Source organism: Rhodococcus sp. MSC1_016, assembly GCF_023667485.2.
GTDB classification, from domain to species: Bacteria; Actinomycetota; Actinomycetes; order Mycobacteriales; family Mycobacteriaceae; genus Rhodococcus_F; species Rhodococcus_F oxybenzonivorans.
Genome location: NZ_JAMOZI020000001.1, coordinates 6,842,372 through 6,855,277 on the forward strand (window position 1 = coordinate 6,842,372; position 12,906 = coordinate 6,855,277).

The following is a 12,906-nucleotide window of genomic DNA, read 5'->3' on the forward strand; positions in this document are numbered from 1 at the left end:
CGTTTACCCGCCGATGCGGGCGTGCATTTCCCAGACCAGCACCTCTGCGCCGGAATGCGAGGAGATCTCCTGACCACCGGATGCGCTGGTACGGACGGCATCGCCCTCGTACAGGGTGCCGACACCTTCCATGTCGGCGGTGCCCTGAGTAATGAAGACGTGCAGGAACGGTGCCTCGGGCAACCTGATCGGTGTGCCGGGAAACACGCGGGCGACGTGTAGTGCGGCGTGCTTGTTGTTGATACGGATGGCCGAATGGTCGCGGTATTCGGGCATTCCGGACGCCACCGGTACCAGTCCACCCTTCAAGATCTCGTCCTCGATCTCGAGCTGTTCGTAACTCGGTGTCAGTCCTGCCTCGTCGGGCACCACCCACATCTGCACGAAATGAACGGGTTCGTGGTGTTCTTCGCCGGCCAGCCGCCAGCTGTCGTTCTTCTCCGAATGCATGATTCCTGTGCCCGCACTCATGCGTTGAGCGAGACCGGGATAGATGATGCCCGAATGGCCGATCGAATCCTGATGCACGAGTGAGCCACGCAACACCCAGGTGACAATCTCCATGTCCTTGTGGGGATGTGTCTCGAATCCCTGTCCCGGAAGCACAGTGTCGTCGTTGTTCACGAGCAGGAGTCCGTGATGGGTGTTGTCCGGGTCGTAGTGCTGACCGAAGGAGAACGAATGCTTCGAATCCAACCAGGAAATCCTGGTTTTCAGCCGATCTCCGGCGCGGTGCACGTAGACATGGGGGGTGGTGACTGCCGGCATCTCGATCCTCCTTCGGGTGGTACCCGGTCCAGAGTACGAGGTGCTCGCCGTCCGTATGCACAAGACGGTGTCGATTGCGTATCGAAGTCCGTGCCGTGTCGAAGTGGACAAGCCATCACAATGGCGAAATAGTCGAGCGCAGTGGCACATTCGCAGTGCTGTCGAGCGTATGCCGCTGGTCCGCAACGCGTTTCATTGTCGGTATTTCGCGACCAGGACGGGCGTCCAGTACCGTGTCGCATATCCCGACGCCGGACGTCGATCGGCGTACAGTTCGAAATGTGTGGACCCGAGTCGGACCGATACCGAACTCCCGCACCCACCCGGAAGGAGCGTGATGAAGGCGAACCAAGATCGACATGGTCAGCACCTCCCCGAGCATCAGCGGATTGCCGACCTCGTCGACGACATGGAAGACCGTCTGACCGCCGAGCGTGAGGCCAAAGGAGTCGAGGGCAACGCGTCCGATCGTGAAGAGGTCGAGCCGGTAGAGCCCGAGGATCAGGCTCCCGAGTAGCGCCTCCGGCACCCGTGAGTACTTATTAACCTTCCGCGGTTACTAAGTACTCACGGGCGCGGTAGCGCACTGTCAGGGGAACCACAGTGCCTGCGCGTTGTCCTCGGCGACGCACCTCGCGGCGGGGTCGGGGAGAGCGTCGAGCAGGGCGTGGATCTGGCGGGCGCGGGTGTCGACGGTGTCCGCGCTTGCGACGGTGTCGGTGCCGACCACGAAGCGATCGGGGTGGCGGGCGAGAAGCGCGATCCAGTCCGGGTCGGTGTCGGTGCCGTCGGTGATGTGGTCGAGCAGCACCCAGGACAGTTCGATGGTCAGGCGGGCGTGACGTTCTATCAGTTGGCGCACCAGATCCAGCTGGTTGGAGGGACGGGTGCGGCGGAAGACACCGGCATGGCACCAGACCACCGAGGTGGTCGGATGCCGGTCGAGCGCATTCTCGAGCTTGCCGACGTATTCGTGCCGGTCCGGCAGGCCCGGTGACGCCGAGTCGTGGTGCAGGGAGATCGGGACTTTCCGCTGGGCGCAGAAATCGAGAACCGCGTCCATGGCCTCGTGATCGGGTGCGGGAACGTCGCCGAGTGTCAGGTTGGTGAGATCGTCGTGGCGGAACATCACCTCACCGATCCCGGCCCACCGGTCCGAGCGACTCCAGACGAATTCCAGGTGGTCGATCGCCAGCTTGTCGGTGGGATCGAAGCCGCAGATCAACGGCGCCACCTCGAGTTGCCCCTCCGCCTCGAGGTCGGGGAGGAGGTCGAGGACCGTCGCATCGGTCAGCGAATGGTAGTGGCACGGTGCATTGTCGTCGAGGTAGTAGTCGGGCCGAACGGGCTCGGCGACCGACCATTTCTTCTTCACCGGAAGCCCGAAGACTACGGCACGCCGGGCTCCGTTACGGACGAGCGCGTCGCGCAGCTCGGCGGTGTCGGCGGGAGCTTGCAGAAAGTCGACGAGATGGACATGGGTGTCGATCCACGAACGAGAAGCCATGGTGCGATCTTCTACCATCCGGCCGGTGCCGTCGCATTTTCTCCGCTGAACCACATGATTTCGTCGGTGCTGCGCAAACTCGTCTGTGCGGGGTACTCGGTGTATCCATGAAGGTCATCGGGCCTTCTCCGCACGTGGAGGCAACCTCATCGTCGAGTCGCTGATCTTCGGGGTGATCGCGTCGAGCGCACTGGTTATCGGAGCGCTGGTCGGCGGCCGATTCACCATTCCCAAACGCATGCTCGCCGGCATGCTGGCGTTTGCCTCGGGCGCCCTGATTACGGCGTTGACCTTCGAACTCTTCGAGGAGTCGTATGAGAAGGGCGGTATCTGGCGGGCGGTCCTCGGGCTGGCTGTGGGGGCCGTAGTCTTCACCGTTCTCAGCGAGCGGCTCGACCGTCTCGCGGAGGGCACGCATCGACAACGTCAGGGGAGTGAGAAACTCGACCTCGACGCAGCCGCGTCGGAGACTGCCCCCTCGACGGCTTCTGTGAGCGGGATGGCCGGATTCGCCCTCCTCGCCGCGGTGACGCTCGACGGCGTGCCGGAAAACATTGCGCTCGGCGTGTCTCTCGGTGAGGGTACCGGGGGCGTAACCCTTCTCGTCGCGATCTTCGTCTCCAACTTTCCTGAGGCCTTGGTCGGCAGTGCGTCGATGCGTGCACAGGGAAGGACGCAGGCCTTCGTTGTCGGCACCTGGGTGGTGTGCGCCGTTCTGCTCACCGCGGCCGTCGTCATCGGCGCGGGGCCACTGGCCACGAGTTCACCCGAGACGATATCTCTGCCACTTGCATTCGCCGCCGGCGCCGTACTGGCCTCGCTCGCCGACACCCTCATGCCCGAGGCATACGAAAAAGGCGGTCCGACAGTCGCGTTGAGTACTGCGGCCGGCTTCGTTCTCTCGTACGTCCTCGCCACCGTCTGAAGCCCGGACAGCTGAAATCCGGACAGCCGGACCAGTTGCCATCCCCGTGCATCTCCGACCGCCGTCGGGATCGACGGCGGTCGGAGAGGGTCAGTTACCGGAGGACGGTCGAGCCGTCAATACCAGTATTTTCGCCCGCCGACGGCGCGCCCTGTCGTACCGAGCACCATCAGGACGAGACCGATGACCAGGAGGATGATCCCGATTGTCGTGAGGATCGAAATCTTCGCGACGAGACCGATGATCAGCAGAATGATTCCGAGGATGATCACGGTATTGCCTCATTTCCTTTTCGACGGACCGAGACTACTGACTCGGCTGTGGCACTTCACAATTCACCTTCGGGTTCACGCCTGCGTAGTTGAGTGGGCCCGCGATGACAGTGACGGCGATGGTGCCCGCGCTCGCGCAGTCGGCGTTGGCTTCTTTGAAGTAGCCGCGCTGCCAGACGGCGATAGCCCCGATGATCAACCACACCACGACGATGATCGTGACGAGTCGTCCGATGCGCATTTCCGACCTCCCATGGTGAGTGCCGGCTCGAGCCGGTGCACAGTGTCACACTTTGCTTCTGTGGGGCGAGGCAGGCCGCGCCGACTGTGTTACGTCGGTGTTGTATCGGTCGGCTTTGAATGGGCACCGGGCGTGTCGTTCGACCGGGTCTCATTCGATCGGACGTCATTGGACCGGGTGTCGTTCGACCGAGTGCCGGTCGTGTTCGTGTTCGTGTTTGCGTCCGCATTCGTGGACTTGGTGGTGGGATCGAGCTTGTCGGCCCGCTTCCACTCCTTGTCCAGGTCTTCCCGGGACGTGCTGGCAGTGCGCTGGTGCGTCGCCGCCTCGTGCTGAAGGCGCGACGCCTCCGCGGCTTTGGCCTCGGCATCTGCCTGGGCCCGCCGTGCCTCGGCGGCCGTCTGATCGGCGATCGCTTCACGCTGCCCGACGATGGAGGCCTGTTCCTGGGCTTTCGCGCGGATGTCCTGGGCCTCGTGGAGCCGTGCTTGCTTGCGCTTGCGCGTTGCGGCAACGGCCAGCGCGATCAGGGCAAGGACGACGACGATCGCGACGACGATCCAGATGATGGTCGTGGTGGTATCCATGTGCTACTCCCAGCAGTCGTAGGGTAAAGATACCCACTCGACCCCCTCGGCAAACAGATCGAAAGCCAATCGAAACCAACCTGTGGGCGGGCGCGGTGGCCAGGGAACGGAACCGGCTACCGTGATCGAATGAGCGAACTGCTGCAGAAGCAGGGGGTGCGGGGGCAGCTGCATCGCCCGGAGGGTGATCCGGTGGCTGGGTTGGTGCTGACGCACGGGGCGGGAAGTAACTGCGACACAAAGCTGTTACGAGCGATGGCCGAAGGTTTCGTGGAACGAGGCGTGCTGGTCCTGCTCTTTGACCTGCCCTTTCGACAGCGCCGTGCGTCGGGCCCGCCGCATCCGTCGAGGGCGGCGGAGGATCGCGAGGGCGTTGCGGAGGCCGTCGCCGTCATGCGTGACTTCGGGCCCGGGCCGGTGTGGGCCGGCGGGCATTCGTACGGCGGTCGTCAAGCGTCCATGCTGGCCGCGGAGAATCCCGCCGGGATCGATGCCCTGCTGTTGCTGTCGTATCCGCTGCATCCGCCGGCGAAACCCGAGAAGCGTCGCACAGACCATTTTCCGGACCTGCGGACGCCCGCCGTGATCGTGCATGGTTCGAAGGATCCGTTCGCGACCACCGAAGAAATGGAATCGGCACTCGAACTGATTCCGGCGACGACGATCCTCGTCGAGTTCGACGGTGCGCGCCACGACCTGGCTCCGGACAAGTTTCCCGTGGTCGACCGTGCTGTCGCCGCGATGTTCGACCTTCGTCAGCGTCGGAAAAAGTGATCGGTATGTTCGATTGATGAGCAACGTGCAGAGTGACGCGCCCCGCTGGTTCGCCTCGGCCCTGGCCTGCCCGGTGGAGGTCGGCCAGGTAGATGTGGCCGGCGCACAGATCCGGTACCGCGCGTGGGGGCCGACGGGATCCCCCGGAATCGTGTTGGTGCACGGTGGAGCGGCACACAGCAGGTGGTGGGATCACGTCGCACCCATGCTGGCCACCGGACGACGGGTGGTCGCTCTCGATCTCTCCGGACACGGAGACAGTGACTCTCGCGAGCACTACGGGCTCGAGCAGTGGGCCGAAGAGGCCCTGGCCGTCGCGAAACCCGCTGGTATCTCCGGTCCACCGGTCTTCGTCGGACACAGCATGGGCGGAATGGTGTCGTATGTGGCCGCCCAGTTGTTCGGCGAGGATCTGGCCGGTGTCCAACTGATCGATTCACCCATTCGCGCCCAGACACCTGAGGAGGAAGCGGCGCGGCAGCAGCGGGCGTTCGGGCCCAAGAAGGTGTATCCGAGCAAGGCCGATGCGCTCGCGCATTTCCGGTTCGTGCCGCCGCAGGAGTCGGCGGTTCCGGCCGTCCGATACCACGTCGCGGAGACCTCGATGCAGGAAGTGGAAGGCGGCTGGTCGTGGAAGTTCGACCCCGCATTCTTCGCCCGCAGCGGCAGCGAACGGCTCGTCGCGGCAGATCCCCGCTGCCGCATCGCGTACTTTCGTGCCGAGAACGGGATCGTCGACGAAGAGATGATGAAGACTATAAGGGCGCGATTCGGCCCGACCGCGCTGGTGACGGACATCCCCGACGCGGGGCATCACGTGATGATCGACCAGCCGTTGGCGCTAGTGGTGGGTATCCGCACGGTACTTGCCTCCTGGGACGCCGAAGATTCCGTGACTGGGATGCCCGACTGAGTCACGCCCCTGATCGGACCGCGGAAACGAACTGCTCGATCAGCGCCGCGTCCTTGACGCCGCGGGAAGATTCCACACCGCTCGACACGTCGACACCCCACGCGCCGGTGGCGTCGATTGCGGTCCGGACGTTGCCGGGATTCAGGCCGCCGGCGAGGATCCACTCACCATCGGGTCGGGCCTGCCCCGCCCAGTCCCACGGCACTCCCGCGCCGGCTGTCGCCCCGTCGACGAGGAGGCGGTCGGCCCCGAAATCGCCGGACGAATCCCCGGCAACCACCGCACGGATCACCGTGAGCCCTGCCTCTCGCAATCGGGTGACGTCCTCGGCGGACCTCAGATCGTGCACCTGGACGGCGCCGAGCCCGGCTGCGGCCGCGACCTCGATCACCTCCGGCACAGAACTTCCCTTGAACACCCCCACCGCCACGGTGGGACCGGTGACGGAGCGGATCAGCGACGCCGCATCCTCCACCGCAATTCGGCGCACGCTCTCGGCGAAGACGAAGCCCACGGCGTCGACACCGAGTCGCACGGCCAGATCGACCGAGGCTTGGTCACGCAGACCGCAGACCTTGATGAATGTCACCACACGATTTTAACGGTCGCTTCGAGTAGCCGACGCAGTGCGGGTTCGCGCTCTAGGCTTCGTGACGTGGAATGGCTCAGCGACCTCACCGTGATTTCAGGGCCTCTGCCCTGGATTCTCACCGGCCTGGGCGCACTCGGTGGCGTGTGGTTGCTGGCCGCCCGCGCCCCGTGGTTTCGCAGAAAAGCCCTGCCGCTCTGTCTCGCCGTAGCCGCCGTGGTCACCCTCGCCGTCTACATCGCCGTCGAGAAGGTCCTCCGACCCTTTCCCGACCCGATCGAAATTTCCATCTATGTGTGGATCGGGGTGGGTCTGGCCGCAATTCTGTTGCTGATTCCAAGGATTCGGGCCGGACGTACGACGGCATCGGCGGCGGTGTCGGTACTGGCGGTGATCGCCGTCGTGCTCGCGTCGGCGACGCAGATCAATCTGGTGTTCGACGCGTATCCCACTGTGGGCACCGCTTTCGGAGACGAACCGTTCGATCGCGTGGATCTTCACGATCTGGGGGGTGTCACCGAAAAGGTTGTCACCGGGACGCCACTCGACGCGTCGTGGACTCCTCCGCCGGGGATGGGCGATCAGGGTCGCGTCCTCACCGCGCACATCCCCGCCACGCAATCGAATTTCACCGCCCGAGACGCCGAAATCTACCTGCCTCCTGCGTATTTCACGAACCCTCGACCTCTCCTGCCCGTGCTGATACTTCTCGCCGGTCAGCCCGGCGCTCCGGAGGACTGGCTCGCGGGAGGCAAGCTGACCTCTACGATGGATGCCTTCGCGGCCGAGCACGAAGGTCTCGCTCCCGTCGTCGTGGTTGCGGACGCTACCGGCTCACAGATCGCGAACCCGTTGTGCGTCGACTCGCCCCTGGGCAACGTGGCCACCTATCTGGCCAAAGATGTTCCGGCCTGGGTGACCTCGAACCTTCAGGTCAACCGGGACCCTCGAGCCTGGGCGATAGGTGGCCTCTCCTACGGCGGCACCTGTTCGCTGCAGATGGCAACCAACTATCCCGAGGTGTACCCCACGTTCCTCGACATCTCCGGGCAGGAGGAGCCCACACTCGGTGATCGTCAGCGGACGCTCGACGCAGCGTTCGGCGGAAGCGAGTCTGCATTCGAGAAAGTCAATCCGCTCGATCTGATGGCGACGAAGAAGTACCCGGACTCGGCCGGGGTCTTCGTCGTCGGCAGCGACGACGCGGACTACCGGCCCGGCGCGCAGAAGGTTTTCCAGGCCGCGAAGGATGCGGGCATGGATGTGCAGTACCTCGAGGTCCCCGGGGGTCACAGCTTCGCCGTGTGGTCTGCCGGACTGGAGAAGGAAACGCCCTGGCTGGCGCAACGGTTGGGGCTCATCCGGTAGCGGGCGCGTTCTCGTTCCCAATAACGAGAACCTGTTCTATATTTGCGGGGAAGTGTCCTTGTCTTTTCAGCGACTGGAGTCCCCGGCATGTATCAGTGGTCCGACACCGATCTGATGTTCCGCGACGCGATCCGCGGCTTCATCGACAAGGAGATTCGACCCCACGTCGACAAGCTCGAGACCGGGGAGTTGCCTCCGTTCGACATCATCCGCAAGCTCTTCGCCACTTTCGGTATCGACGAGATGGCGCGGGACGCCCTCGAGAAGTCGCTGGCCCGCGAACGCGGCGACGACCCCGGATCCGCGGAGAAAGGCAAGAACTCGGCCGGTCTCGGTGCGGGCAGCATGGGCGTCATCATGAATGCCGAGCTGGCGGGGGTGAGTCTCGGGCTCGTCGCCTCCCTGGGCGTGAGCCTCGGCCTGGCGGCGGGCACCATCCGCAGTCGAGGCACTCTGGCGCAGAAGGAACGTTGGCTACCCGGCCTGGTCACCTTCGAGAAAGTGGGCGCCTGGGCCATCACCGAACCCGATTCCGGCTCGGACGCTTTCGGTGGCATGAAGTCCTATGTCCGGCGCGACGGAGACGACTACATCCTCAACGGGCAGAAGACGTTCATCACCAACGGGCCCTATGCCGACGTCATGATCGTGTACGCGAAGCTCGACGACGGCGACGCGTCGATTGACCGCCGCGACCGCAAGGTGCTTACGTTCGTCCTCGACGCGGGCATGGAGGGACTCACCCAGGGGGCGCCGTTCAAGAAAATGGGGATGAACTCCTCGCCCACCGGTGAGTTGTTCTTCGACAACGTCCGCGTCGGCCGCGATCGACTGCTCGGCGAGACGGAAGAGGGCGGTGCATCCGACGGGAAGTCCAGTGCGAAGGAGAGCTTCGCCGCCGAACGTATCGGCATCGCCTCGTTGTCGCTCGGGATCATCAACGAATGTCACCGTCTGTGTGTCGACTACGCCAAGTCCCGCAAGTTGTGGGGCAAGGAGATCGCACAGTTCCAGCTGGTGCAGCTCAAGTTGGCCGAGATGGAGATTGCCCGGATGAACGTGCAGAACATGGTCTTCAATGCCATCGAACGGGCGGAGGCGGGGGACCCGGTGACGCTGGCAGAGGCGTCAGCGATGAAGTTGTACTCCTCGCGCGCGGCCACCGAGGTGGCGATGGAGGCGGTGCAGTTGTTCGGTGGTAACGGCTACATGGCCGAGTACCGGGTCGAGCAGCTGGCGCGCGACGCGAAGTCGCTGATGATCTACGCCGGGAGCAACGAAATTCAGGTGACGCACATCGCGAAGGGTCTGCTCGGCGTCTGAGGTCGTCGACACCTCGGGAACAAATATCGTACGGCGTACGTTAGAGGGGTGTCGTCAAGGAAAGGACACCACTGTGAAGGTCACGGCAAGCGCACTGTCACTGAACGTCGCCGACCCGACTGCATCGGCCGATTTCGCCAAGACCCATCTCGGTTTCGTCGAGGACATGGCAGCCGACGGATTCGTGTCGCTGAAGCGTGAGGACGTCGGCTTCAGCCTGGTCTTCCTGCGGACAGGACTCGAAACGTTCAAGCCCGCGCACATCGCGGGTGCGGCCGGGCAGGGACTGCTCATCGCGCTGGTCGTCGACGGCATCGACACCGAGTACGAGCGGCTGCAGGCCGAGGGTGTCCCGATCGTCACGCCCATCGAAACGGAACCCTGGGGTGAGCGCTACTTCCAGATGAGCGACCCGAACGGAGTGATCATCCAGTTGGTGGAGTGGGTGTAGCCGTTCACACCGAAGCCAGGAACGGCTCGACGGCCGCGAGCACTTCGGTGCTCGCGGCCACCGCGCTCGAGTGGTCGAAGCCAGGAAGAATCACCGACGACGCCCCTGGAATGAGAGACGCCGCCCGCCGCGTGTCACCGAGGCGTTCGGCATCCTTGGATCCGACGAACAGCAGCGTCGGGACGGTTATCCGACGTAGCACCTCGTCGTCTACACCCGGTTCGTCACCCGAACGCCGCATGTACGCGGCCAATGCCTTCGCGTCGTTGGCTTTGAATGCCGCACGCGTGCCTGCGTCGATCGGCCAGGAGCGCCGGGCATTCCATCGTTCGAGAAACGCATCCATCCCGTCCTGCTCGAGCACGTCGATGCAGCCGGGGAAGAACAAGCGATCGAAAGCGCCGGCCTGCGGGAGGCTGCTGCCGCCTCCGATGATCAGACTCTCGAGGTGTTCGGGGTACTGAACCGCCAGTGCCAGCGCGACACGCCCACCGAGCGAATAGCCCAGAACGTGCGCGCTGGGCAGCCCGACCTCGTCGAGGACCGCCACGATGTCGGCGCTCATCAAGTCCATGGCATACGAGGCCGGATCGTGCGGTTTGTCGCTGCGGCCGTGTCCACGCAGATCGACGAGGACCAACCGGTACCGATCCCGAAGTGCGCGAACGTAACCGAACCCGCGCCAGATGGCATGTGACAGCGCAGTGCCGTGGATGAGGACGAAGGGTTCCCCGTCGCCGACGGTCTCGTACGCGACCCGGACACCGTCGACGGGATTGGTAGCGTGCTTCACCCGCCCAGTGTGCACGATCTTTCCGTCGGTCCTACAGCAGCGTGTCCTCGGTGAGTTCGAGCCGCCGCGTCACCCCGATGTCCTCGAGAAAACGACGGTCGTGACTCACCACGATCAGTGCTCCCCGAAAACTGCGGAGCGCCTGCGTGAGATGCGACAGACTCGGGAGGTCGAGGTTGTTCGTCGGCTCGTCCAGCAGTAGCAGGCGGGGTGCAGGTTCGGCCAGCAACATCGTTGCGAGAGCTGCTCGCAACCGTTCGCCGCCCGACAATGCCGAGGCGAGCACGTCGGAGTCGTTCCCGCGGAACAGAAACCGAGCCAACTGTGCACGAATCTGCTCCTGCGAGGCGTGCGGCGCGGCGGCGGCGACATTCTGCGCCACCGTGAGCGTCTCGTCGAAGACGTCGAGCCGCTGTGGCAGGGACTTGAACGGTACGCGCGGTCCCGCTGCCACGATTGCGTCGAGCAGCGTCGTCTTGCCGACACCGTTGCGCCCGACCAGTGCGATACGCTCCGGCCCGACGACGTGCAGCGACACCCGTTGTCCGCTGCCGAGTTCCAGGTCCTGCACCGAAATCACATCCTGGCCCGAATGCACCTCCGTGTCGGGAAGTTCGATGCGGACCTCGCGGTCGTCCCGGACGGCACTCTCCGCTTCCGTCAACGACTCCCTGGCCTCGTCGACCTTCGCGATGTGGTTGTTCCGCAGCTTCCCCGCCGATTCCTGGGCTTGACGCTTCCGCATCCCCATCACGATCTTCGGTTCACGCTTGGTCTCGAACATCTTCTGGCCGTAGCGTTTGCGCCGATCCAACTTGATCCGCGCCTCGGCGAGCTCCCGTTTCTGCTTCTGTACGTCACCACGCGCGTCCCGCACCGCGGCCAATGCAGCTTCCTGCTCCGCCTCCACGATCTCCTGGTAGACGCTGAAGTTGCCGCCGAACATCCGGATACCGCCGCCGCGTAGCTCCGCGGTGGCGTCCATCAGGTCGAGCAGATCACGGTCGTGGCTGACCACCAGCATGGCGCCCGAGAACTGCTCGACGACGGAGTAGAGCCTGCGGCGCGAACTTCCGTCCAGATTGTTTGTGGGCTCGTCGAGCAGAAGTATCTCCGGTTCGGTCAGCAGCTTTGCGGTGAGGCCGAGCAGGACCGTTTCACCCCCGGACAGTGTGCCGACCGTGCGATCGAGGTCGCTCGCGGAGCCGAGCACCCGCTCGAGCCCGAGTTTGTGCAGCGTCGAGATCGCGCGTTCCTCGATGTCCCAGCGACCCTGGGCAGCGTCGAAGTCCTCAGGGGTGCCCACCCCGGATTCGATCCGGTGCAGCGAGTGGCGAAGATCAGCGATACCGAGGATGCGGTCTACCCGCAGACCCGGATCGAGGGTGATGTCCTGCGGCAGGTAGGCCACCTCCCCGCGTGTCACGATCGACCCCCGGTCGGGCTGCAGTACGCCGGCGATCAGGCGAAGGAGGGTGGATTTTCCGGTGCCGTTGAGGCCGACCACGCCGGTACGGCCCGAGCCGAACACGGCGTCGACGCCGTGGAAGACGGGTTCGCCGTCAGGCCACGAGAAAGTGAGATCGGACAGGGACAGATATGACTGGGCCATGGGGTACTCCGAGGTGTGTGCGGATGAAGACTCGCGGAACTACCTCGTCAGGAGCAACGGCCCGTGTCCTTTCGTCTGACGCGCCCTGCGCGCATCGGGTGAGTTCAGGGTAGGGCCCACCCGATGCCGCGGCAATCGAATTAAATCTGCGGGCCGTCCGCGCGCAGTTCGTCCACCTTCGCCATCGCCTCGCGCAGTTCGGTGAGCCACTGCTCACTGTGCTTGCCTGCGAGTCGAACCGTCCACATCAGGGCGTCCGAGCGAGATCGCGCCACCCCGGCGTCGACCAGTGTGTCGAGAACCTTGCGTTCGGGCTGGCGAAGTCGGGTCATCACCGGCACGGCGAGGTGAGTGAACAGCGAGCGGCGGCCGTCGAGGGTGACTCCCCACGCCACCTTCCGTCCGTAGCGGAGTTCGGCCTCGTGTGCGATGCGCATTCGGTCGGCGCGAGTGCTTTCGCGGAAGCGTGCGATGCGCCCGTCGACGGCGGCCTCCGAGGCGGAGTCGCCGGACTCGACGGGATGCAGCTCTCCCACGACGACGATCTCCTCACGGTCGACCTCGACGGTGGCCGGCCCGGTGAACCAGTCGTCGGGCAGTCGGCCGGCGAACCAGTCGGCCGCGTCGCTCGCATCGGGAACATCTGCTTGCTGCCATCCGCCGGGACGGCCGAAACGGCGGTCTCCGGGGGCCTGGGCGTTCTTCATGGCGTCCTCCTGGGAGCCTGGGTGCTCTGTCTGTGTGACGAAGCACTGATTACATGATTACACCCGTATCGTCAGG

General features: G+C 64.5%; 16 protein-coding genes. 7 read left to right on the forward strand and 9 right to left on the reverse strand.

Going from position 1 to position 12,906, the window contains the following annotated elements:
- Positions 1-3: 3 nt before the first annotated feature.
- Positions 4-768, reverse strand: coding sequence for a pirin family protein (locus L1080_RS31800; protein WP_250776544.1), 765 nt, complete (start codon positions 766-768; stop codon positions 4-6).
- 337 nt (positions 769-1,105) lie between these two features.
- Between L1080_RS31800 and L1080_RS31805 the strand changes: the two genes are divergently transcribed.
- Entirely contained in the window at positions 1,106-1,285 is a 180-nt protein-coding gene (locus tag L1080_RS31805) for a hypothetical protein (protein WP_159924084.1), read from the forward strand.
- Between the two features lie 72 nt (positions 1,286-1,357).
- On the opposite strand, the gene L1080_RS31810 is transcribed toward L1080_RS31805, so the two are convergent.
- Entirely contained in the window at positions 1,358-2,275 is a 918-nt protein-coding gene (locus tag L1080_RS31810; RefSeq protein WP_250776545.1) for an amidohydrolase family protein, read from the reverse strand.
- Positions 2,276-2,360: 85 nt separating this feature from the next.
- Here L1080_RS31810 and L1080_RS31815 point away from each other — a divergent pair, with 85 nt between their 5' ends.
- Positions 2,361-3,200: a ZIP family metal transporter gene (locus L1080_RS31815; RefSeq protein WP_250776546.1), complete on the forward strand. Its 840-nt coding sequence runs from the start codon at positions 2,361-2,363 to the stop codon at positions 3,198-3,200.
- A gap of 116 nt (positions 3,201-3,316) precedes the next feature.
- Here the strand turns inward: L1080_RS31815 and L1080_RS31820 are convergent, their stop codons facing one another.
- From L1080_RS31820 to L1080_RS31830, 3 genes are all read right to left on the reverse strand, one after another.
- Complete coding sequence (locus tag L1080_RS31820; RefSeq protein WP_201453406.1) at positions 3,317-3,472, reverse strand: DUF6131 family protein; 156 nt, start codon at positions 3,470-3,472, stop codon at positions 3,317-3,319.
- Positions 3,473-3,506: 34 nt separating this feature from the next.
- Positions 3,507-3,713, reverse strand: a complete 207-nt coding sequence (locus tag L1080_RS31825) for a hypothetical protein (RefSeq protein ID WP_159924088.1) — start codon at positions 3,711-3,713, stop codon at positions 3,507-3,509.
- A gap of 89 nt (positions 3,714-3,802) precedes the next feature.
- A complete protein-coding gene (locus L1080_RS31830; protein WP_250776547.1) occupies positions 3,803-4,300 on the reverse strand; it encodes a hypothetical protein in 498 nt (165 codons plus the stop codon).
- A gap of 129 nt (positions 4,301-4,429) precedes the next feature.
- Between L1080_RS31830 and L1080_RS31835 the strand changes: the two genes are divergently transcribed.
- Positions 4,430-5,074, forward strand: a complete 645-nt coding sequence (locus L1080_RS31835) for an alpha/beta hydrolase family protein (protein ID WP_250776548.1) — start codon at positions 4,430-4,432, stop codon at positions 5,072-5,074.
- Between the two features lie 16 nt (positions 5,075-5,090).
- Complete coding sequence (locus L1080_RS31840) at positions 5,091-5,987, forward strand: alpha/beta fold hydrolase (RefSeq protein WP_250776549.1); 897 nt, start codon at positions 5,091-5,093, stop codon at positions 5,985-5,987.
- Between the two features lies 1 nt (position 5,988).
- Here L1080_RS31840 and L1080_RS31845 read toward each other — a convergent pair whose 3' ends face one another.
- A complete protein-coding gene (locus tag L1080_RS31845) occupies positions 5,989-6,576 on the reverse strand; it encodes a phosphoribosylanthranilate isomerase (RefSeq protein WP_250776550.1) in 588 nt (195 codons plus the stop codon).
- Positions 6,577-6,642: 66 nt separating this feature from the next.
- Between L1080_RS31845 and L1080_RS31850 the strand changes: the two genes are divergently transcribed.
- The 3 genes from L1080_RS31850 (at position 6,643) to L1080_RS31860 (ending at position 9,718) form a co-directional block, all read left to right on the forward strand.
- Positions 6,643-7,944: an alpha/beta hydrolase gene (locus L1080_RS31850; protein ID WP_250776551.1), complete on the forward strand. Its 1,302-nt coding sequence runs from the start codon at positions 6,643-6,645 to the stop codon at positions 7,942-7,944.
- An 87-nt stretch (positions 7,945-8,031) separates the two neighbouring features.
- On the forward strand, positions 8,032-9,267 hold the full coding sequence (locus L1080_RS31855) for an acyl-CoA dehydrogenase family protein (RefSeq protein WP_250776552.1): 1,236 nt from the start codon (positions 8,032-8,034) through the stop codon (positions 9,265-9,267).
- A 73-nt stretch (positions 9,268-9,340) separates the two neighbouring features.
- Complete coding sequence (locus tag L1080_RS31860; RefSeq protein WP_159924097.1) at positions 9,341-9,718, forward strand: VOC family protein; 378 nt, start codon at positions 9,341-9,343, stop codon at positions 9,716-9,718.
- Positions 9,719-9,722: 4 nt separating this feature from the next.
- Here L1080_RS31860 and L1080_RS31865 read toward each other — a convergent pair whose 3' ends face one another.
- From L1080_RS31865 to L1080_RS31875, 3 genes are all read right to left on the reverse strand, one after another.
- The gene (locus tag L1080_RS31865; RefSeq protein WP_250776604.1) at positions 9,723-10,529 is read right to left on the reverse strand and encodes an alpha/beta fold hydrolase; all 807 of its coding nucleotides are present in this window, start codon (positions 10,527-10,529) and stop codon (positions 9,723-9,725) included.
- Between the two features lie 13 nt (positions 10,530-10,542).
- Entirely contained in the window at positions 10,543-12,123 is a 1,581-nt protein-coding gene (locus L1080_RS31870) for an ABC-F family ATP-binding cassette domain-containing protein (protein WP_250776553.1), read from the reverse strand.
- A gap of 140 nt (positions 12,124-12,263) precedes the next feature.
- Positions 12,264-12,830: a hypothetical protein gene (locus L1080_RS31875; protein ID WP_250776554.1), complete on the reverse strand. Its 567-nt coding sequence runs from the start codon at positions 12,828-12,830 to the stop codon at positions 12,264-12,266.
- Positions 12,831-12,906 lie beyond the last annotated feature (76 nt).

What these genes read in the sequence shown, in the direction of transcription:
- L1080_RS31800 (WP_250776544.1), bottom strand. Translation starts at nt 768, where the DNA reads ATGCCGGCAGTCACCACCCCCCATGTCTACGTGCACCGCGCCGGAGAT.
- L1080_RS31805 (WP_159924084.1), top strand. Translation starts at nt 1,106, where the DNA reads ATGAAGGCGAACCAAGATCGACATGGTCAGCACCTCCCCGAGCATCAG.
- L1080_RS31810 (WP_250776545.1), bottom strand. Translation starts at nt 2,275, where the DNA reads ATGGCTTCTCGTTCGTGGATCGACACCCATGTCCATCTCGTCGACTTT.
- L1080_RS31825 (WP_159924088.1), bottom strand. Translation starts at nt 3,713, where the DNA reads ATGCGCATCGGACGACTCGTCACGATCATCGTCGTGGTGTGGTTGATC.
- L1080_RS31830 (WP_250776547.1), bottom strand. Translation starts at nt 4,300, where the DNA reads ATGGATACCACCACGACCATCATCTGGATCGTCGTCGCGATCGTCGTC.
- L1080_RS31835 (WP_250776548.1), top strand. Translation starts at nt 4,430, where the DNA reads ATGAGCGAACTGCTGCAGAAGCAGGGGGTGCGGGGGCAGCTGCATCGC.
- L1080_RS31840 (WP_250776549.1), top strand. Translation starts at nt 5,091, where the DNA reads ATGAGCAACGTGCAGAGTGACGCGCCCCGCTGGTTCGCCTCGGCCCTG.
- L1080_RS31855 (WP_250776552.1), top strand. Translation starts at nt 8,032, where the DNA reads ATGTATCAGTGGTCCGACACCGATCTGATGTTCCGCGACGCGATCCGC.
- L1080_RS31870 (WP_250776553.1), bottom strand. Translation starts at nt 12,123, where the DNA reads ATGGCCCAGTCATATCTGTCCCTGTCCGATCTCACTTTCTCGTGGCCT.
- L1080_RS31875 (WP_250776554.1), bottom strand. Translation starts at nt 12,830, where the DNA reads ATGAAGAACGCCCAGGCCCCCGGAGACCGCCGTTTCGGCCGTCCCGGC.